The sequence below is a fragment of the Kribbella ginsengisoli genome, assembly GCF_039537185.1.
GTDB classification, from domain to species: domain Bacteria; phylum Actinomycetota; class Actinomycetes; order Propionibacteriales; family Kribbellaceae; genus Kribbella; species Kribbella koreensis.
On record NZ_BAABAA010000020.1, the window covers coordinates 171,093 to 190,237 of the forward strand.

The 19,145-nt window shown below is 67.6% G+C and carries 18 protein-coding genes and 5 tRNA genes; 11 read left to right on the plus strand and 12 right to left on the minus strand.

All coding sequences use genetic code 11. The features are described from left to right. Positions 1–13: 13 nt before the first annotated feature. Positions 14–1,453, minus strand: a complete 1,440-nt coding sequence (locus tag ABD768_RS40350) for a family 43 glycosylhydrolase (protein WP_344849863.1) — start codon at positions 1,451–1,453, stop codon at positions 14–16. A gap of 115 nt (positions 1,454–1,568) precedes the next feature. On the opposite strand from ABD768_RS40350, the gene ABD768_RS40355 reads away from it, so the two are divergent. The 3 genes from ABD768_RS40355 to ABD768_RS40365 all read left to right on the plus strand — a co-directional run bounded on the left by ABD768_RS40355 (position 1,569) and on the right by ABD768_RS40365 (position 3,591). Then, complete coding sequence (locus ABD768_RS40355) at positions 1,569–1,802, plus strand: hypothetical protein (protein ID WP_344849865.1); 234 nt, start codon at positions 1,569–1,571, stop codon at positions 1,800–1,802. Positions 1,803–2,072: 270 nt separating this feature from the next. After that, positions 2,073–2,306, plus strand: coding sequence for a hypothetical protein (locus tag ABD768_RS40360; protein WP_343974893.1), 234 nt, complete (start codon positions 2,073–2,075; stop codon positions 2,304–2,306). Between the two features lie 88 nt (positions 2,307–2,394). Further along, on the plus strand, positions 2,395–3,591 hold the full coding sequence (locus tag ABD768_RS40365; protein ID WP_343974896.1) for a Gfo/Idh/MocA family protein: 1,197 nt from the start codon (positions 2,395–2,397) through the stop codon (positions 3,589–3,591). Between the two features lie 3 nt (positions 3,592–3,594). On the opposite strand, the gene ABD768_RS40370 is transcribed toward ABD768_RS40365, so the two are convergent. Then, positions 3,595–4,323 carry a GntR family transcriptional regulator gene (locus tag ABD768_RS40370; protein ID WP_343974899.1) on the minus strand — a complete coding sequence of 243 codons (729 nt, stop codon included), beginning with the start codon at positions 4,321–4,323 and terminating at the stop codon, positions 3,595–3,597. A gap of 81 nt (positions 4,324–4,404) precedes the next feature. Between ABD768_RS40370 and ABD768_RS40375 the strand changes: the two genes are divergently transcribed. The 7 genes from ABD768_RS40375 to ABD768_RS40405 all read left to right on the plus strand — a co-directional run bounded on the left by ABD768_RS40375 (position 4,405) and on the right by ABD768_RS40405 (position 15,098). Further along, positions 4,405–7,236 (plus strand): UxaA family hydrolase, encoded by a 2,832-nt coding sequence (locus tag ABD768_RS40375; protein ID WP_344849872.1) that lies wholly within the window; start codon positions 4,405–4,407, stop codon positions 7,234–7,236. Between the two features lie 113 nt (positions 7,237–7,349). Next, positions 7,350–8,147 carry a fumarylacetoacetate hydrolase family protein gene (locus ABD768_RS40380; protein WP_344849874.1) on the plus strand — a complete coding sequence of 266 codons (798 nt, stop codon included), beginning with the start codon at positions 7,350–7,352 and terminating at the stop codon, positions 8,145–8,147. Continuing rightward, entirely contained in the window at positions 8,144–9,595 is a 1,452-nt protein-coding gene (locus ABD768_RS40385) for an aldehyde dehydrogenase (NADP(+)) (protein WP_344849876.1), read from the plus strand. Before ABD768_RS40380 ends, ABD768_RS40385 begins: the two co-directional genes overlap by 4 nt. A gap of 46 nt (positions 9,596–9,641) precedes the next feature. After that, entirely contained in the window at positions 9,642–11,540 is a 1,899-nt protein-coding gene (locus ABD768_RS40390; protein WP_344849881.1) for an IlvD/Edd family dehydratase, read from the plus strand. 65 nt (positions 11,541–11,605) lie between these two features. Beyond that, positions 11,606–12,853: a nickel pincer cofactor-dependent isomerase, group 22 gene (locus ABD768_RS40395; protein WP_344849887.1), complete on the plus strand. Its 1,248-nt coding sequence runs from the start codon at positions 11,606–11,608 to the stop codon at positions 12,851–12,853. After that, positions 12,850–13,725, plus strand: a complete 876-nt coding sequence (locus ABD768_RS40400) for a U32 family peptidase (protein WP_344849891.1) — start codon at positions 12,850–12,852, stop codon at positions 13,723–13,725. The genes ABD768_RS40395 and ABD768_RS40400 overlap by 4 nt, the downstream gene beginning before the upstream one ends. Beyond that, a complete protein-coding gene (locus tag ABD768_RS40405) occupies positions 13,722–15,098 on the plus strand; it encodes an FAD-binding oxidoreductase (protein WP_343974920.1) in 1,377 nt (458 codons plus the stop codon). Before ABD768_RS40400 ends, ABD768_RS40405 begins: the two co-directional genes overlap by 4 nt. Before the next feature lie 40 nt (positions 15,099–15,138). Here the strand turns inward: ABD768_RS40405 and ABD768_RS40410 are convergent, their stop codons facing one another. The 10 genes from ABD768_RS40410 to ABD768_RS40455 all read right to left on the minus strand — a co-directional run bounded on the left by ABD768_RS40410 (position 15,139) and on the right by ABD768_RS40455 (position 18,569). After that, on the minus strand, positions 15,139–15,336 hold the full coding sequence (locus ABD768_RS40410) for a hypothetical protein (protein WP_344849893.1): 198 nt from the start codon (positions 15,334–15,336) through the stop codon (positions 15,139–15,141). Between the two features lie 65 nt (positions 15,337–15,401). Then, positions 15,402–15,490, minus strand: a tRNA-Ser gene (locus tag ABD768_RS40415). A gap of 120 nt (positions 15,491–15,610) precedes the next feature. Beyond that, complete coding sequence (locus tag ABD768_RS40420) at positions 15,611–15,991, minus strand: hypothetical protein (protein WP_344849895.1); 381 nt, start codon at positions 15,989–15,991, stop codon at positions 15,611–15,613. Between the two features lie 68 nt (positions 15,992–16,059). Next, complete coding sequence (locus ABD768_RS40425; protein ID WP_425558475.1) at positions 16,060–17,253, minus strand: RtcB family protein; 1,194 nt, start codon at positions 17,251–17,253, stop codon at positions 16,060–16,062. 35 nt (positions 17,254–17,288) lie between these two features. Continuing rightward, positions 17,289–17,361 (minus strand) — tRNA-Gln (locus ABD768_RS40430). A 32-nt stretch (positions 17,362–17,393) separates the two neighbouring features. Beyond that, entirely contained in the window at positions 17,394–17,840 is a 447-nt protein-coding gene (locus ABD768_RS40435) for an HNH endonuclease (RefSeq protein ID WP_344849897.1), read from the minus strand. Positions 17,841–17,900: 60 nt separating this feature from the next. Further along, positions 17,901–17,974, minus strand: a tRNA-Leu gene (locus ABD768_RS40440). 4 nt (positions 17,975–17,978) lie between these two features. Then, positions 17,979–18,052, minus strand: a tRNA-Arg gene (locus ABD768_RS40445). A gap of 149 nt (positions 18,053–18,201) precedes the next feature. Then, positions 18,202–18,274, minus strand: a tRNA-Pro gene (locus tag ABD768_RS40450). Positions 18,275–18,425: 151 nt separating this feature from the next. Beyond that, positions 18,426–18,569, minus strand: coding sequence for a hypothetical protein (locus ABD768_RS40455; RefSeq protein WP_343974929.1), 144 nt, complete (start codon positions 18,567–18,569; stop codon positions 18,426–18,428). A 121-nt stretch (positions 18,570–18,690) separates the two neighbouring features. On the opposite strand from ABD768_RS40455, the gene ABD768_RS40460 reads away from it, so the two are divergent. After that, complete coding sequence (locus tag ABD768_RS40460) at positions 18,691–19,086, plus strand: NUDIX hydrolase (RefSeq protein WP_344849899.1); 396 nt, start codon at positions 18,691–18,693, stop codon at positions 19,084–19,086. Positions 19,087–19,145: the final 59 nt, after the last annotated feature.

Genomic DNA, 19,145 nt, shown 5'->3' on the forward strand with positions numbered 1-19,145 from the left:
CTACTGAAACCTTTCAAGAGTAGATCTCGATCCGGTCGAGGCTGATCACGGTGTTGCTGGAGGACCCGTTCCTGGTCCCGGTCACCCGCACCTTCAGCGTGTGCGGACCGTTGGGCAGCGTCGGGCTGACGTACACGAGCTGCTCGCCGACCCGGATGGAGCTGTAGTAGTCGATGCGCTGTTCGGCGCCGCCGTCGATGGAGATGCCGGCGATGCCGTTGCCGGTGTCCATCACGCTGAGGAGGGCGACCTTGGTGCCGGTGAAGCGGATCGTGGCCGATGCGTTGAGCTGGTTGCTCCAGTGGTCGTTGCCCCAGAAGCACTGGTTGCCGCAGCCCGAGCCGGACGACCAGCTGCCGGCGTATTGGACCTGGTTCTGGCCAGTGCCGACGTCGGTGTCGTTGATGACCGAAGTGGCGGCTCCGGGGTCGCCCGACGGAAGGTTCTGGGTCGCGCCGGCCGCGAGTGGGCTGCCGAGGTTCGGCGTACCGTCCGCGTTCCAGCTGATCTTCTGCACCCGGGCGGTCCGGAAGGCATACGTGTAGGTGCTGGTGTTCTTGCCGTGGTGGGCGATCCAGTCCTCGGTACCGTCCGGCGACTGGAAGAACGAGTGGTGCCCTGGTCCCCAGACGCCGGTGGAGTCGTTGCGCGAGAAGATCGGCCCCGGGTGCTGGACCCAGTTCGCCGCGACCATCGGGTCGGCGCCGTTCGCGATGCTCTTCATCCACAACTGGTAATCCGGCTTGCCGGTGTCGCAGGTCGAGTACGTGAGGAACGTCCGCCCGTTGCGATACAGCGGCGTCGGACCTTCCCGTACTTCGCTACAGCCGCCGTCCGCGGGGATCGCGACGCGGGCGCCGGTCGCCGTCCATGGGTTGCTCATCCGGACGATGTAGAGCTGCGCCGGCCCACCCTGACCGCGACCCGGGCCGGTCCAGACGAAGTACTGCTGACCGTTGTGGGTGATCGGCTCGCCATCGATCGCGTACTCGCCGAAGTCCGCGATCTTCGCCTTGAAGCTGTACGGCCCGGTCGGGTCGTCGCCGGCCGACTCCAGCACGTACATCCTGTGGTTCGCGTCGACGCCGTCGGAGGCGGTGTAGTAGATGTACCAACGGCTGCCGACATGGCGGAACGCCGGCGCCCACATCTGGGTGTTCCGGCTCGGATCGGTGTCGCGCCAGACCACCTTCTCCGGCGCGACCAGCAGTGTGGCGAGGCTCGGTGACGACCAGATGCCGATGTGGTCGCCGGTCGTGGTCGCCACGTGGTACTTGCCGCCGTAGTAGAACAGCGACGGATCGGCACCTGGGTTGACGGGGTTGCGGAAGGTTTGGGTTTGGACCGTCTTCACGGGTTTCTCCAGTACCGGCGCGGAGGTGGCCGGTAGTGCGGTCAGCAGGACGGCGGCGGCGAGCGCGGCCGAGAGCACAGCGGGGCGGATGTACCTCATGGTTGGTTTTACAACGATGGAAGTGGGTTTGTGAACCATTCACACCAGGACAAAATGGTTGGCCAGGATCCGCCGCGAGTGGAACCGTGGAGATCATGGGGACGTCCTAGACCGCATGAAGCTCAAGGTTCGCGTGGTGCACTACCACCGCGGCGACGTTGACTGCTGGTACGCCGACATCGACGACGCCGACGACCGCCAGCCCGACGACCCGTACTGGTACGTCGACGGCTGCCGCACGCAGGCCGAGGCGCTGTCCGCCGCCTGCTCCCAGCTCGCCGCCTTCGACCAGGCCGTCGCGGCCGGCGCCTACCCGGTCCGGCTGAGCGACCGCGGCCTCGCCGCCTGAGTCAGCCGCCTGGCTGCGGTCCTGCCTAGACCTCCGATGTCCTGGGCGGCGGCCGGTCGCAATGGTTGCCAACACCCCCCATCGTCTCGCTGAGTAATTGGTTGCTCACTACACGCATCACTGGCCAAGACTGGGTCGGAGCCAATAATCTTTACCAAGATTTAGGCGTGACGTCCGCGCGAGCCGTTCGTTGATCTGTCAGACAACGTGCCGATCAAGATCGGATCTCCTGGGGACTTGTCACCGAATCGACTGGGGAAAGGCTCGCCCGTGCACAGATTCAACCCACCGCCCAGCTGGCCCGAGCCGCCGACGGCTGCGTGGCGTCCGCCGGTCGGCTGGGAGCCCGACCCGGAGTGGCCGGACGCTCCCGCGGGCTGGGGATTCTGGCTCAACCGGCACGGCCGCAAAGCCAGTGGACCGATCGGCGCGTACGGCGCCGTCGACGCCGGCCGCCTCGAGCTGGCCACCGCGGACCGCTCGCTCCTACTGATGCACGGCTGAGCCGACACTGCGCGTTCCTGATCACCGCACCGTCTTGATGTGCGGAATTGTTCTTACTTGATCGGCCGATGTGTGATTGCCTTGATTCATGAGCATCAGCATCGGTGTGGTCGGAGCCGGCCAGTTCGCCCCCTCGTTCCTGCGACTGTGGTCGGCGCATCCTGACGTCAAGGACGTCCGGCTGACCGACGTGGTGCCCGAGCGGACGGCCGAGCTGGCCGCCAAGCAGGGCGTCTCGCTCACGTACCAGTCGTTCGAGGAGATGCTCGCCTCCGACGTCGACGCGGTGGCGATCTTCACCCAGCGCTGGCTGCACGGCGAGATGGCGATCCAGGCGCTGGAGGCCGGCAAGCACGTCTACTCGACGGTGCCGATGGCGATCCAGGCCGACCAGATCGCGCGGATCATCGAGCTGGTCAAGGAGACCGGCCTGACCTACATGATGGGCGAGACGAGCTTCTACTACCCGTCGTCGGTGTACTGCCGTCAGCGGCTCGCGGCCGGTGACTTCGGCCGGGTCTTCTACGCCGAGGGCGACTACGTCCACGACATGGACCTCGGGTTCTATGCGGCGTACCAGTACAGCGGTGGCGAGGACTGGAAGAAGACCGCGTCCTTCCCGCCCATGCTCTACCCGACGCATGCCGTCGGCAACGTGTTGTCGGTGACCGGCCAGCACGCTACGCATGTCTCCTGTATCGGCGTCCAGGACGACCGTGGTGATGGGGTGTTCGACAAGGAGATCAGCGACTTCGACAACGACTTCAGCAACGCGACGGCGCTGTTCAAGCTCGCCGACGGCGGCATCATGCGGACCAACGAGATGCGCCGGGTCGGGTACCCGTCGCACATCCGGGAGTCGCGGCTGCGCGTCTTCGGCACCGAGGGCAGCTTCGAGCAGCTGGCGACGACGACGCTGTGGCAGAACAAGCAGGGCGTCGAGGACATCTCGGAGCTGATGGAGACCAAGCCCAGCGGCTCCCTCGACGACGCCGATCTCGCCAACGTCGACCCGGCGCTGCGCGATGCCTTCCGCTCCGGCCTCTCGCCGGTCCACGACCGCGACCGGCTGCCGGCCGAGTTCGCCGGTCTGCACAACGGCCACGAGGGCTCGCATCACTTCCTCGCCGACGACTTCGTCCGCGCGGTCGCCGACAAGACGCTCCCGCCGGTCAACGCCTGGGTCGCCGCTCGGTACACGCTGCCCGGCATCTACGCCCACCAGTCGGCCCTTCAGGGCGGCGTACAGCTGGAGATCCCGGACCACGGTGACGCTCCGGCCTGAGGCCTACTGTTCGTAGACCTTGCGGAGGCGGACGGACATCGAGTTGTCGAGGTGCTTGGTCATCGCGGCTTCGGCGGCGGTCGGGTTGCCGTCGATGATGGCCTCGACGATCTGGCGGTGTTCGACCAGGACCTCGGGGCCGGTGTCGCGGTCGTAGTGCAGGCGGAAGATGTGCAGGTGGCAGTGGGTCCGCTGGAAGGCGAGGCGGACCTGCTCGCTACCTGACAGTCCGGTGATGAGGGTGTGGAACCGGTTGTCGTGCGCTGTAAGCGACTTGTACCCGGCGTAGTCGACTGCGGTTGGTTCGACCGCGGTCGCGAGCTCGGCCGTCAGCTGCTCGCGTCCGGCGTCGTCGATGAGCTCGGCGGCGCGGCGTGCTGCCCATGGCTCGAGGAGTAGGCGGAAGCGGTACAGGTCGTCGAACTCCGCCAGGGAGAGCAGGGGAGTGGCGCGGTAGCCCTTGAGCGGCTCTTTGTCGGCCAGGCCCTCCGACTCGAGTCGCGCGAGTGCCTCGCGGACCGGCGTGGACGAGACCTGGAAGTCGCGCGCGAGACCGTCGATCGAGATCCGCGCCCCCGGCCGGATCGCGTGGTCCATCAGCATCGTCTTGATCGCCTCGTAGACGTCGTCCGCCAGCATCTGCCGCCGGAGCAGTCGCCGATCCGGCGCCTCCGCGACGGGCTCCCTCGTCTGGGCAAGCGGCGCCGCCGTCGGTCGCACTGTCGGGTCCATCGGGCCCCCTTCTCCAGGGAGTGGTCGTGCCCTTGACCCAGGCCGCGCAGTTCGGCAGGGTGGCACTGGTAATCATGCATCATGCACGATTCCAGCCCGACCAGCCAGCCGGAGGCGGAAACGATGCTCAGGTTCGACGAGATCGGCGTACTGCCCGAGCCGGGCGACAACGTCGCCATCTCCTCGCGCCGCCTCGAGGCCGGCACCGTCATCGACTTCGCCGGTACGCCGGTGACGCTGCCGCACACCGTCCTCGAAGGCCACCGCTTCGTCGCCCGCCCGGTCGCCACCGGCGAGCCGTTGCTCTCGTGGAACACCCCGTTCGCCCGAGCCCTCCGCGACCTGGCGATCGGCGACTACGTCTGTACGCCGACCAGCCTCGCCGCCGTATCGGCCCGAGGAGTCGAAGGCCTCCCCGCCGAGCCCAGCGCCGAGAACGAGCCGCTCGATCCGTACGAACTCGACGAGTCGGCGCTCAACCTCGGCCGCCAGGTGACGTCGGTCGAGCAACCCGGCACGTTTCTCGGCTATCCCCGGGAGCAGGGGCCGGCGGGGACGCGCAATCACGTCGTACTGATGGCGACGAGTTCCCGCAGCAGCGGGTTCGTGACTGAGCTGGCTCGACGGTTCGGCGACGGATTCGTCGTACCGGTGGCTCATACCGAAGGCGGCGAGGACGGTACGCCGAACAACCTGTCCTTCCTGCTGGCCACGTTGGCCGGCTTTGCGCTGAACCCCAATGTCGGCGCGGTGCTGATCGTCGACACCGAGGGCGAACTCGTCTCCGGGCAGGCGATCAAGGACTTCATGGCCGAGCACGGGTATCCGGAGATCCGGGTGCCGCACGCCTACTTCACCAGGCGCGCCGGCTTCGAGGCGGATCTCACCGCCGCGGGTCGGTTGGTCGAGCCCTGGTTGCCGATCGTCGCCGCGCAGTCGAGGCAAGAGGTACCGCTGGCGGATCTGTGGATCGGTCTGCAGTGTGGTGGGTCCGACGCGTTCTCCGGGGTCAGCGCGAACCCGTTGTCGGGCGCGGTCGCGCGCGAGGTGATCCGGCATGGCGGCATCGCCGTACTGGCCGAGACCGACGAACTGATCGGCGCCGAAGGCTACGTCCTCAAGAACGTCAGAGACCTGCCGACGGCCAGAAGATTCCTCGAAACCGTTCAATCATTCAAGGAACGCGTCGGCTGGCACGGCCACACCGCCGAAGGCAACCCGTCCGGCGGCAACGTCTACCGCGGCCTCTACAACATCGTCCTCAAGTCCGTCGGCGCCGCCCGCAAACTCGACCGCGACGTCCGCCTCGACCACGTCATCGACTACGCCGAACGGATGCCCGGCCACGGCTTCGTCTTCATGGACAGCCCCGGCAACGACCTCGAATCCGTCGCCGGCCAGGTCGCCAGCGGCTGCAACCTGATCTTCTTCACCACCGGCAACGGCTCGATCACCAACTTCCCCTTCGTCCCCACCATCAAGTTCGTCACCACCACCACCCGGTACGACCTGCTGCACGCCGAAATGGACGTAGACGCCGGCCGCTACCTGACTGGCACGCCTATGGACGAACTGACCGACGAAACCTTCGCTCTAACCGTCCAAGTAGCCTCCGGCCAACCCTCCGCCGGCGAACGCGCAGGCCACAGCCAAGTCTCCATCTGGCGCAACTGGCGCCAAACCGCCCCCCGCCCCGGCATCTCCATCACCCCAGACGGCCGCACCACCCGACCCCTGACCGACCTCCCACCCGAAGACCGCGACGCCCCCCTCCCCGGAACTCCGCTAATGCTTGCCGCCTCCGCCGGCTCGCTCGGAGATGGGGTGGAGGCGGCGCCCGCCCCCGAAGCGCCAGCCTCCGGCGCCGCCCAGCTCGCCTCCGGCGGTTCTGCGCCGCCGGGCGCGGTTCGGTTGTTGCGGATTGATGAGCGCGTTGTGCCTGAGGCTGTTGGGTTGATTCTCCCGACCAGCTTGTGTTCGGGGCAGATTGCTTTGCGGCTTGCTGCTCAAGGGGAAGTGGAGCGGTGGGCGGGGGATGCGGTGACCCGGATGGTTGCGCTGCCGCATACGGAAGGGTGTGGGTCCAGCGGCGGGGCGTCGGAGGAGACGTTTGCGCGGACGATGCTCGGCTACCTCTTGCACCCCAACACCAGGATGGCGTTGTTGCTTGAGCATGGGTGCGAGAAGACGCATAACGACTACTTCCGGTCGCGGCTGGTGGAGGCCGGTGCGGATCCGTCGCGGTTCGGGTGGGCGAGCATCCAAGCCGATGGCGGGCTCGACGCCGTCACCGAGCGGGTGCGCGACTGGTTCGGCAGCTTCGATCTGCCCAAGCCAGAGGAAGTTCAGAGCACCCTCGGCGAACTGACCATCGCCCTCGAAGCCCGCGGCCCGCTGACCACCGAAACGGCAGAAGCACTTGCCCTCACAGGCCGCGAGATCGTCGGTGCAGGAGGCTCAGTGGTGCTGTCCTCGCGAGGCGCACTCCTCAACGACGAGCGATTCCGGTACGCCGCCTTCGGCTCCATCACCCCGATCGGTCCGACCATCGCCCACGGCCAGCGCTTCACCGCGAAGGGCTGGCACGTGATGCGGATGCCCGGCACCGACTGGATGGAGACCGTCACCGGCTTCGGCGCCGGCGGCGTACAGCAAGTACTGGCCCACGTAGCCAGCGGCACCCTGTCGGCCCAGCGCTTCGTCCCCGTCATCGAATTCAGCAGCGACCCCGAAACAGTCGCCCAGTACGGCGACGACCTCGACGCAGTCGCCTCAGGCAACGCGAGCGAACAGGCAGCCGTAGCACTCGAAACCCTGGCCGCCGTAGCCAGCAGACAGCAAGTACCGAAGGCGGTTGCCTCAGGCAACGTCGGCTTCCAGATCACCCGCGGCCTCCTCGGCACCTCGATGTGACCCACGAAAGGTGGAACCAAATGCATTTGGTCCGGTACCTGCTCCCGGGACAGCGGCCACAAGCCGGCGTCCGAACCGATGACACGGTGGCACCGGTTCAAGGGATCGCCACGATGGCGGAGCTCCTGCGCCTGAGCGCGGACGAGCTCCGCTCAGCGACGGATCACCGCGCGGACGGCGTACCGGTAGCCGATGTAACCCTGCTGCCGCCCCTCGACGGCCGCGGCGAGGTCTGGTGCGCCGGCGTCACCTACGAGCGATCCCGTGGCGCGCGGATGGAGGAGAGCACCGAGCAGTCCGTGTACGACCGCGTGTACTCCGCAGAACGCCCCGAGCTCTTCCCCAAGTCACCCGCCTGGCGCCTCGTCACCGACGGCGAGCAGATCGGCATCCGGGCCGACTCCGGTCACGACGTACCGGAGCCCGAACTCGCCGTCGTCGCGAACAGCCGCGGCGAGATCGTCGGCTTCACCATCTGCAACGACGTCTCCTCCCGCTCGATCGAGGGCGAGAACCCGCTCTACATCCCGCAGGCGAAGGTGTTCGCCGGCGGCTGCGCCCTGGCGACCGGGATCCGCCCGGCCTGGGAGGTCGTGGACCCGAAGAACCTGACCATCGACCTCGCGATCCGCCGCGACGGCGCTGACGTCTTCACCGGTACGACGTCCACGAAACAGCTGGTCCGTGAGCTGGCGGACCTGATCGGCGTACTGTTCGCCGGCAACGAGTTCCCCGACGGCGTGATCCTGGCGACCGGTACCGGGATCGTTCCGGAACTCGACTTCGCGCTGCGGGCCGGCGACGAGGTGGCCATCTCGATCAGCGAGGTCGGCACGCTGACGAATACGGTGGCAGTCGGCCGGGAACCATTCGCCTTCCTGGCGGCGCAGACTCTGGAGGAGACCCGATGACCCCCGACACCACTCCCGCTGAACTCGAGCAGGCACTCAGCGACGCGGCCGCTGCCGCCGGACCGCTGGCCGCGGCGGAGCCCGGAGTACGAGCCGGGTGGATCCGCGCGGTCGCCGACGCGCTCGACGCCGCCGCGGACGAGCTGGTACCGATCGCCATGCGCGAGTCGTCGCTGCCTGAGGCGCGGTTGCGGGGTGAGGTCGCGCGCAGTAGCGGCCAGCTGCGGATGTTCGCCGACGCGCTGGCCGAGGGGTCGCTGCTCGAGATCATCATCGATACGGCCGACCCGCAGGCCAAGCCGGTACCGCGACCTGACCTGCGGCGTGTGCTGGTACCGCTCGGGCCGGTGCTGGTGTTCGCCGCCAGCAACTTCCCCTTCGCGTTCAGTGTTTGTGGCGGCGACACCGCGTCGGCGCTTGCGGCCGGCTGCCCGGTTGTCGTCAAGGCGCACCCTGGTCATCCGGAGTTGTCGGTGCGTACGGCCTCGGTGATGATCGACGCGCTGGATGCCGCTGGTGCGCCGGCTGGGACGCTGGGGTTGATCCAGGGGTACGACGTGGGTGTGACCGCGTTGAAGGATCCGCGGATCACCGCGGCCGGGTTCACCGGGTCGGTGCCGGCGGGTAAGGCGCTGCACAAGATCGCGGTGACGCGGCCCGAGCCGATCCCGTTCTACGGAGAGCTCGGCAGCCTCAACCCGGTCTTCGTCACCCAGGCGGCAGTCGATGCCCGAGGCAACGAAATCGCCACCGGCTATGTCGGCTCGTTCACTCTTGGTGTCGGGCAGTTCTGTACGAAGCCAGGCCTGCTCTTCCTGCCGGCCGGCCACGGTCTGTCGGACAAGCTGATCGAGGCAACCGGCGGTGTCGCCGAAGCCCCCATGCTCAACGACCGCATCGCCTCCGGCTTCTCCTCCGGCCTCGACCGCCTCCGCAAGGTCGACGGCCTCCGGGTGTTGAGCGACGGCCCCGCAACCCTCCTGGGTACAACGGTCAGCGAACTGCTCGACCGCCGCGAAGAAATCCTCGAAGAATGCTTCGGTCCCGTCTCCATCGTCGTCGAGTACTCCTCCGTCGACGAGCTGACCGCCGCGGTGGAAGCCTTCGAAGGCAACCTCACCGCCACCCTCCACGCCGAAGATGCGGACACCGACCTGGCCCGCGCCCTCCTCCCACTCCTCACCGCCCGAGCGGGCCGAGTCCTCTGGAACGGCTGGCCCACCGGCGTAGCCGTCTCCTGGGCCCAACACCACGGCGGCCCCTTCCCGTCCACAGTGGGCTCCATCCACACCAGCGTCGGCGTCACCGCAGCCCGCCGCTTCCAACGCCCAGTCACCTACCAAGACACCCCCAACGCAGTCCTCCCCGAGGTACTACGCAACGCCAATCCCACTGCCATCCCCCGCCGAATCAACGGCGTCATCACCACCGCCGAAGTACCCAGCTGACCCACCTGCCGCCAACCCCTGCGCTGCAACCACCACGGAGGTTCCCGTGAGCGACCACCCGAGCGACCCCACCAACTCGACCACGCCCGGTGACGGCAACCCCACCCCGGAGAAGACCGGCCGCCCGGACGGAGCCACCCCTAGCACCACCGGGGCCTCGGCCCCGACAACCTCCGCGGGTGCCTCGCCTTCCCCCACCTCCGCCGCCGCAGGCGGTGGAACCGGACGCCGGAGCTTCGATCACTGGTTTGGGGAGAAGGATCGCAACGGGTTCATCCATCGGTCGTGGATGCGGGCGCAGGGGTTCTCCGACGAAGTGTTCGACGGGCGGCCGGTCATCGGCATCTGTAATACGTGGTCGGAGTTGACGCCGTGCAACGCGCATCTGCGGAGGCTGGCGGAGTCGGTGAAGCGGGGTGTGTGGCAGGCGGGCGGGTTCCCGCTGGAGTTTCCGGTGATGTCGTTGGGCGAGACGATGTTGCGGCCGACCGCGATGCTGTTCCGCAACCTGCTCAGCATGGACGTCGAGGAATCCCTGCGTGGCAACCCGATCGACGGCGCCGTCCTGCTGACCGGCTGCGACAAGACCACCCCCGGCTCGATCATGGGCGCGGCGTCAGTCGACCTGCCGACGCTCGTGGTGACCGGCGGCCCGATGCTGAACGGCAAGTTCCGCGGCTGCGACATCGGCTCCGGTACGGCGGTCTGGCGGTTCACCCAGGACGTCAACGCCGGCCGGATGACCCAAGAGGACTACGCCGCCGCCGAATCCGGAATGTCTCGCAGCAACGGCCACTGCATGACGATGGGCACCGCCTCGACGATGGCCTGTATGGCCGAAGCGCTCGGCCTCCAGCTCACCGGCTCGGCCGCCATCCCCGCCGTCGACTCCCGCCGGTACGCGATCGCCCAGCAGGCCGGCCAGCGGATCGTGCAGATGGTCGAGGAAGACCTCAAGCCGAGCGACATCCTCACCCGCGACGCGTTCGCGAACGCAGTACGGGCCAACGCCGCGATCGGCGGTTCGACCAACGCGGTGATCCACCTGCTCGCGATCGCCGGCCGCGTCGGCGTCGACCTGACCCTCGACGACATGGACGAGTGGGCTCGCGGCGTACCGTGGCTGGTCGATCTGCAGCCGTCCGGCAAGTACCTGATGGAGGACTTCTACTACGCCGGCGGGCTGCCCGCCGTCATGCGCGAGATCCTCCCGCTCCTGAAGGCCGACGCGATCACCGTCACCGGCAAATCCATCGGCGACAACGTCGCCAACACCGAGCGCACCGTCGACACCGAGGTCATCCGCGCCGTCGGCAACCCGCTCGGCAGTGGCGCCGGAACCGCCGTCCTCAAAGGCAATCTCGCCCCCGACGGCGCCGTCATCAAACAGTCCGCAGCCTCCGAGCGTCTGCTGCAACACCGCGGCAAGGCGCTCGTCTTCAGCAGCATCGAAGAGTACGACCTGGCCGTCGACGACCCTGACCTGGACGTCGACGCCGACACCGTCCTGGTCCTGCAAAACTCCGGTCCCCGCGGCTACCCCGGCATGCCCGAGGTAGGCAACATGACCATCCCCCGCAAACTGGCCGAGCAAGGCGTAGAAGACATGGTCCGTATCTCCGACGCCCGCATGAGCGGTACGGCGTACGGAACGGTAGTCCTCCACGTAGCCCCCGAAGCAGCAGTAGGCGGCCCGCTGGCCCTGGTCCAGACCGGCGACTGGATCGAGTTGGACGTTCCCGCCCGAACCCTCCACCTAGACGTCCCCGACGAAGAACTGGCCAAACGCCGAGCTGCCTGGCAATCCGCCCCACCGCCCACCCAACCAGCAGACCGAGGCTGGGCCCGCCTCTACGTAAACCACGTAACCCAGGCAAACCAAGGCTGCGACCTAGACTTCCTGATCGGCCGAACCGGCTCCGCCGTAGCCCGCCAGAGCCACTAATGCCAACCGATTGGGGTCCGTTCGAAGCTGTCCGGGGGTTGCGGCCTACTGGGACCTTGCCGCAGGTGACTCCTATCAGGCGGTTGTTGCATGACGTGCCGACGGAGGAGGATCCGTACGCCGCGGCGCAGCGGGCGCTTGAGCCGTTGGGGGCTGCGGTCCGGCCGGGGGACCGGGTCGCGGTGACGGCGGGGAGTCGGGGGATTCATGACCTGGTGACCGTGGTGCGGGCGGCTGTTGATTGGTTGCGGGCGAAGGGGGCGGAGCCTTTCGTAGTACCGGCTATGGGGTCGCATGGTGGTGCTACAGCTGATGGCCAGCGGGAGATGCTCGAAGGCTTGGGCGTCACCCCGGAGTCGATCGGCTGCCCGATCGAGGCGACCATGGAGACGGTTGTCCTGGGCAACTTGCCGGACGGTACGCCGGTACACCACGACGCCCTGGCCGCCAAGGCCGACGGCGTCCTGCTCGTCAACCGGGTCAAACCGCATACCGACTTCCACGGCCCGGTCGAGAGCGGCCTCGGCAAGATCCTCGCGATCGGACTCGGCAACCACCAAGGCGCCGCCGCCCTGCACGCCGGCGGCATCCCGAAACTCGGGGAATCCATCGAGCAAGCCGCCCACCTGGTCATCGCCAACGGCAAGATCCTGGGCGGTCTCGCGATCATCGAGAACGCCTACGAAAAGACTGCCTCCGTCGACCTGGTCACCCCCGACGGCATCGCCGCGGCAGCAGAGAACGCACTCCTGCAACGAGCCGGCAGCCTGATGGCAAGACTCCCCTTCGACGAACTCGACGTCCTGGTGGTCGACGAGATGGGCAAGGACAAATCAGGCACCGGCATGGACACCAACGTCCTGGGCCGTTGCTGGGTCTACGGCATCCCCGAGTTCGAGTCCCCGTCGATCGCCGCAGTCAGCGTTCACCGCCTATCGGCGGCCTCCCACGGGAACGCCTCCGGACTCGGCCTCGCCGACGTCATCCCCGCCAGGATGCTCGAACAGATCGACCTCCGAGCCAGCTACGTCAACGCACTCACCTCCGGCGCCGGCGGAGCAAGAAGATCCCGCCTCCCGATGGTGCTGGAGGACGACGCGGCCGCAATCCTCGGTGCCGTGACGATGAGCGGTCGCCGCGACTGGTCCGAGCTGCGGCTGGCGCGGATCGCCGACACCTTGAGACCGAACGAGCTGATGGTCACACCGGCCCTCCTCGCCGAGGTCGGCGAACGATTCGACCTCGAGATCACCGGCACCGCCCGGGACCTCACCGACCCGACGGGCGAGCTGACCAGCTGGGGAGAGACATGAACCTGCGCGAGGCCCGCCAGTTGCTCGCCGAGCGCGGGCTGATCACCCCTGCCCAGGACTTCACCTCCAAGGGCCGGTTCGCCGACGGAGCGCAGTACAAGATCGAGATCCCCAGCTGCGAGGGACCGGCCGTCATGCGGACCGTCCTGGACGAAGCGTCGGCGCGTGGCGTCACGGTGCATCGCGTCTCGCAAGGTAGTGGCGTCATGATGCTCACCGACGGCGAGATCGACGAAATGCTCGCCCTGGGAGCCGATCACGACGTCGAGGTCTGCCTCTTCCTCGGCCCACGCGGCGCCTGGGACACCGGCGGTCAGGCCAAGGTCTCGGCGGCAGTCGGCGGCGTTGCTAGAGGCAACGAAATGGTCGCCGCCTCGCTCTGCGACGCCTACCGCGCAGTTGAGCTAGGCGTACGAAGCCTGCTGGTCGGCGACATCGGCGTACTGGAACTCCTCGGCCTCCTCAAGAAGGAAGGCGAGCTCCCAGCGGACCTGGTCCTGAAGACCTCCGTCCTGATGCCGTTGCCCAACGCCCCAACCGCCGCCCTCTACGAACGCCTCGGCGCAACCAGCCTGAATGTCTCCACCGACCTGCCGATCACCGTGCTCGCCGAGATCCGGGCGGCCACGACCGTACCGATCGACATGTACATCGAGGTCCCCGACGACCAAGGCGGCCACGTCCGTTTCTATGACGTACCGGACGTGGTGCGCGTGGCTGCGCCCGTCTACCTGAAGATGGGCCTCCGGAACGCGCCAAACATCTACCCAGCCGGCGCCCACCTGGCCGCGACGGCCGAGGCGCTCGGCCGCGAACGGGTCCGCCGGGCCGAATTGATCCTGCGACTGCTGGCTGAACAGGATGAGGAATGAGCACTGACTTGCTGATCGGCCGACTGCGCGCCGGGCTGGGGGACAAGGGAGTCGTCACCGACCCCGACATCCTGGACAGCCATCGCAACGACCACGCGACCTTCTGCGAGGCCGGGGTTCCCGCCGTCCTGGTGCGGCCGTCGTCGACCGCCGAGGTGCAGGAGGTACTTCGGGCAGCGACCGAGTACGGCGTACCGGTGGTACCGCAAGGCGCGCGGACCGGTCTATCAGGCGCAGCCAATGCGCTCGACGGCTGCATCCTGCTGTCGACCTCCCGCCTGAACCGGATCCTGGAGATCTCGGCCGAGGACCAGATCGCCGTCGTCCAGCCGGGCGTCGTGAACGCCGAGCTCTCGCGGGCCGTACTGGCCCAGGGGCTGTTCTATCCACCCGACCCGTCGTCGTGGGAAATGTCCACGATCGGCGGCAACATCGCCACCAATGCGGGCGGGTTGTGCTGCGTGAAGTACGGCGTGACCGGTGACTTCGTGCGCGGCCTTGAGGTGGTGCTCGCGTCCGGCGAGGTGGTGCGTACCGGGCGGCGGACGGCGAAGGGCGTCGCCGGCTACGACCTGACCTCCTTGATCGTCGGCTCGGAGGGCACACTCGGCGTGGTCACCGAAGCGACGCTGGCACTCCGCCCGGAGCCAGAGGCGGCGCTGACGGCGGCCGCCACCTTCATGTCGATCGAGGCGGGTATCGCCGCGGCCGCTGCCGTGATGGCGTCGGGGTTGCGGCCCTCTCTGCTTGAATTCTTGGACGGTCCGACGGCGCGGGCGATCCAGAACTACCGTGACATGGGGTTGCCGGATGACGTCGGTTCGCTGCTGATCGCGCAGTCGGATCGGGGTCCGCGGGCGGCGGAGGACGTGGCGGCGATCGCACGGATCTGCACGGAGTACGGGGCTGTCGAGGTGGCGGAGGCCTCCGATGCGGAGGAGTCCAAGATGTTGCTGGAGGCCCGCAGATTGGTGAACCCCGCGCTGGAGCCGCTCGGTGCGACGCTGATCGACGACGTCGCCGTACCCCGCAGCAAGCTGGTCGCGCTGCTGCAGGGGATCGCGGAGATCGGCACGAAGTACGACGTACTGATTTGTTGCCCTGGGCATGTAGGCGACGGCAACATGCACCCCACCGTCGTCTTCGACCGCAACGACCCGGCCGCCGAGGCGCGCGCCCTGGAGGCCTTCGGTGCCGTCATGAACCTTGGCCTCGCCCTAGGCGGCACCATCACCGGCGAACACGGCATCGGCAAACTCAAGTCCCGCTGGCTGGCCCAAGAACTGGGCCCGGTAGGCCTCGCCCTGCAACGCCAGGTGAAGGCCGTCTTCGACCCGGCCAACCTGCTCAACCCCGACAAACTCTTCCTCTAAATGGTTGTACGCCGGTCGCTGCCGACCGGCGTACAAAGACTTACTCCTCGACCGAGACGACGCGGACCCAGTCGGCGCAGTCGGTCTCACACCACACGTGATCGCCCGCGTGAGCGATCCGATCGCGCTGCACGTGCCCGCAGGCAAGGTGCACACGCCGCAAGGCATGTCCCTGCTGGACCGGAGCACCGGTCCTACCGCCGGGAATCTTCCTCCGCTTGTTTCTGAGGTCGGCCATAGCCGGTCCTCCTCTCTGATTAGTTGTTGTTGGACGGGCCGGCCGGTTTGCCCCGGCCGGCCCTGCGGTGAGAGTGAGATTCGAACTCACGGACAGGCCGGAGCCCGTCGACGGTTTAGCAAACCGCTGCCTTTGCCATCAGGCGGACCTCACCTCGGCCCGGCCGCCGTGCCCCCACGGCGACCAGGCTCTCCGATGCCACCGGTGACTCCGGTGGCGAGGTTTCTGCGGTACTACGCTCCGCCGCCGACTCGTGCTGCGGCGGCCGTACCGGCTAGCTCTGGAGCCGGCCGATCGGGGCGACCGTGTCGCCGGACTTCGGGCACTGCCAGGACGGCGGGCCTGAGGTCAGTACCGGGGTCAGTGGATGGGATGCGGGGTGCTCGGGGCACTCCGGCCAGGTGACCGGAAGCTCGAGCCGCGCCAGCTCTTCGAAGACGAACTCCTGGACCTGATCGGCGACGTGCACCAACCGCTCGTCGTCGGTCAACCCGAGCGGCGCGAGCAAACCGGTCGACCAGCGTCGGCCGGACAGCAACAGCACCGACTCATACCCAGGATCACTCGTCGCCGGCTCGTCCGAGATCCGCAACTCGATGCCACCGGTGTTGCGAAGGTCGCGGACCACTGCGTTCAAAGCACTAGCAAGCGACATGCTCAACCTTCCAGTCGACCCGGCCGCCGTGTCCCCTGAGCACGGCGGCCGGATTCAGCCCTTGACGTTCAGCCCTTGACGCAGATGACCTGCTTGAGATGCGCGACGACCTCGACCAGATCCGTCTGGGCCGCGATCACCGACTCGATGTCCTTGTACGCCGCCGGCAGCTCGTCCAGCACCCCGGCGTCCTTGCGGGACTCCACCCCGGCCGTCTGGGCGATCAGGTCATCGACCGTGTAGCGGCGCTTCGCCTCGTTGCGGCTCATCCGCCGGCCTGCCCCGTGCGAGGCCGAGTAGAACGACTGCTCCGAGCCGAGTCCGCGGACGACGTACGACCCGGTCCCCATCGACCCCGGGATCAGACCGAGATCACCCAGCCCGGCCCGGATCGCGCCCTTCCGCGTGACGAGCAGATCGAGGTCGTCGATCGTCTCCTCCGCCACGTAGTTGTGGTGGCACGAGATCGGCTTCTCGAAGGTGATCTCCTGCTCGAACGACTCCCGCACCGCCTGCATCACCAGGGCGAGCATGACCGCGCGGTTCCGCGAGGCGTACTCCTGCGCCCAGGTGAGGTCCTGACGGTAGGCGTCCATTTCCGGCGTACCGGCCAGGAAGACCGCCAGGTCGCGATCCGGCAGATCGGCGTTGTGCGGCAGCGCCTTCGCGATCCGCATGTGCCGCTCGGCCAGCTCCTTGCCGATGTTGCGCGAACCCGAGTGCAGCATCAGCCAGACCCGGTCGTCGTCGTCCAGGCAGACCTCGATGAAGTGGTTGCCACCACCCAGCGACCCCATCTGCTGGTGCGCCTTCTTCTCCCGGTCCTGTACGCCGTCGTGCAGGCTGCTGAACGAACCCCAGAACCGGTCCCAGCCGCGATCCAGCCCGAGCTTGCGCACACTGACCGGGTTCTCGTGCGCCCGGAAACCGACCGGTACCGCCGCCTCGATCCGCGACCGGATGCCGGCCAGGTCGTCCGGCAGATCGTCCGCCGTCAGCGAAGTCAGCACACCCTCCATGCCACAGCCGATATCGACTCCGACCGCGGCCGGCGACACCGCCTGGTACATCGCGATGACCGACCCGACGGTCGCGCCCTTGCCGAGGTGCACATCCGGCATCACCCGGACGCCGTGCACCCACGGCAGCGCGGCGATGTTGCGAAGCTGCTGCAGCGCCTGCGCGCCGACCTCGTGCTCCTGCGCCCACATCAGAGTGGAGCTCTTCGCCCCACTCAGCTCAACCGGGTACTGAACGTTCATCTCCACTCCTCTACTTGTTTTTGCGCATGCGGCAGCTGCCAGAGCAGGACTCGAACCTGCGGGACCTCGGGTCAGAACCGAGGGTGGGATGCCGTCACCCACCTGGCATGGCTCTGACGCCATACCCGGTGGGTATTACGTCAGAGTGCTAACTCGGCACGCGAGGGGATCCACGGCTGCCACAGCAGCGGCATACCGGCTTCCTCGGGCGTGCGGCAGCCCTTCTTCTCGTTGCAGCGCGCGTGCGCGGCGACGGCGTTCAGCCACTCGCCGCGACCGCCACGGGACCGTGGTACGACGTGATCCATCGTGGTGGCGCCGGTTTGGCCGCAGTACGCACAGCGGTACTTGTCACGCTTCAGCACGCCGGCCCGGGTGTACTGCAGCCGGCCGGCCGCGTAGCGCCACTTGGTCACGACGTACCGGACCAGGCGCAGTACGCGGGGGAAGGGGAACGGGCCGATGCTGGCGCCGTCGTGCGCCTCCTCGACGACCGCGACCTCCCGGACGAGCATCCGGATGGCGTGCTGGACCGACACGACGTGGAGCTGCTCATATGAGGCGTTGAGCACTATGACACCGCTCATGCTTGGTTCCTCCTCTCCTCCAGTGTGCCCGACAGGTAGTTGCCGGGTCTGCTTTCTCGGTGCGGCTCCAGGGACTCGAACCCTGAACCTCCTGGTCCTGAGCCAGGCGCCTCTCCCAATTGGGCCAGAGCCGCTGAGCACGCCCGGCAGGATTCGAACCTGCAACCTCCTGCTTCGTAGGCAGGTGCTCTCTCCGGTTGAGCCACGGGCGTTCACCGGCCCTGCGCCGGAGTGTTCGGATTTCCGGCGCAGGGCGCGTGAGTGGGCGGCGGTGGCGGTTCGGAGCCTCCTCCGATCGCGGCCGACGTCCCAGGGTTCGGCGCTCGCTCGGCCGGTAGCTGAGCTTCCTGCGGGCGCCCGGTCGAGCTGGAGGGACTCGAACCCCCGATCCCCTCATTCCAAATGAGGTGGCCTGGCCGCTGGCCTACAGCTCGTGTATTGCAAATGGCTATCCAGTTGTCATTGTTCGAATTGCTGCCCGTGGGCAGCACAAAGCGCATTTCGTATTGATGTGAGATGAAAACAAAAGAGCCGCCTGGATCCGGACTCTCCCGGCTCTGGCGGCTCCCGACTGATCGTCGATGATCAGCCAGGTGGGCCGCCGTACGCCGGGCTCAGGCTCCCCGCGAGCTCGTTGCTTCCGCCGTACAGGTGCACGGATCGCAGGCAAGCAGGCATGACGAAGCGCTCTTCGCGCCACGACTTCCTCAACCCTTGCTTGCCGGTCACAGTGCTTCTCCTAGTCTGTTCGGTCCTTGCGGGCATTAGTTTCACCCACCCCGTCAACCAAAGTCAATGCATTTCCGCCCCCATCTATTCCCAACTATTTCCCCGATGCGAAGATGGCCCGATGATCGACAAGGTGGCCTGGATCGAACTATCCGACGGCCGTGTCCTGAGCACCCGCTCCAAGGGCAAGGACACGTACTACCTCCCCGGCGGCAAACGCGAGCCCGGCGAGTCCGACGTCGACACCCTGGTCCGCGAGATCTCCGAAGAACTCTCCGTCCAGATCGACCCGAAGACCGCAGCCCACCTCGGCACCTTCGAAGCCCAAGCCCACGGCCAGCCCCCCGGCGTCCTGATCCGCATGACCTGCTACACAGCCCAGTACTCCGGCACCCTCACCCCCGCCAACGAGATCGCCGAACTGATCTGGCTCTCAGCCGCCGACACCACCCAAATAGCCCCCGTAGACCACCTAGTCTTCGCCCACCTCCACGCAGCCGGCCTACTCCACCCCTAACCCCACCCAGGCCCCCGCCCCACCCCAGGCACCCACCCCAGGCCCCCGCCCCACCCGGC